The sequence below is a fragment of the Herbiconiux daphne genome, from assembly GCF_024979295.1.
Lineage (GTDB): Bacteria > Actinomycetota > Actinomycetes > Actinomycetales > Microbacteriaceae > Herbiconiux > Herbiconiux daphnes.
The window spans coordinates 1-798 of sequence record NZ_JANLCJ010000295.1 but is presented as its reverse complement, the minus strand read 5'-3'; the positions used below and the strand labels follow the sequence as shown (position 1 = coordinate 798).

Sequence of the window (798 nt, the reverse complement as noted above, 5' to 3'; positions counted from 1 at the left end):
AGCTCCCAGCGTATGCCAGTACGCATCATGCGCTCTTGCTCATTCATCAGCGTCAATCGCTCCACCAGCTCCTTGAGCGCATACCATTCAGCGGCATTACGTGGCAATACCTTGTCTGTGCCAGACCTCATTACGCTGCTGTGCATCACTGAATACATCGCCCTATTTACCAGCACTGACAGCGAATAAATCGCCTTGCTCTTTTCACGCTCTGGCACTGCTTCGACGGCGCATTGGTGACAATATCCGGCTTTCTGTCCGTAGGCGTTTTGGTCAAGAATCCATTGGCAGCCACAAGTTTTACAACCGGCTTTCGGCCTCTGCCGTGGGCGCAATCTAACCCCCATCCCATCAACTACGCCACCCTCCAGAGGTGTGAGAATGGTGTTAGTGTCTTTATCATCCGCACAGCGAATACAGCCATTGTGAGTACGGTTCTCACGGACGTAATAAAGTTGCTCGCCGCACTTGCGGCATACTTCCCCGACCTTAAAAGGCGTGTTGGCCTCGGTCAGTTTGATTATGCGAGTGTTTGCCCACTCACTTAAATTTGTATCTGTCATTGTCATTAACTCCAGCAAATATTAAATAAACCTGCAAAACCTCTTGACACGTTTTGAGGCTCTCAGCGCCATTCTCCGGCGTTTTCCTCGAAAGCCTCACCCTTGCCCGTCTCAGAAGAGATCGCAGTTCTCCTTTGTAATCAGTGGCTTACAAGTCTCTCAATAACCAGTTATCCAGGTAATCTCTCAACACTTCCACGGGTTTCTTGCCGCTTTTGTCGTGAGCCAGAATCAC

General features: G+C 50.0%; 1 protein-coding gene. It reads right to left on the bottom strand.

All coding sequences use genetic code 11. The features are described from left to right. Positions 1-569 (bottom strand): hypothetical protein (locus tag N1032_RS24780; RefSeq protein ID WP_259543185.1); only part of this gene is annotated, 569 nt, incomplete at its 3' end. Positions 570-798: the final 229 nt, after the last annotated feature.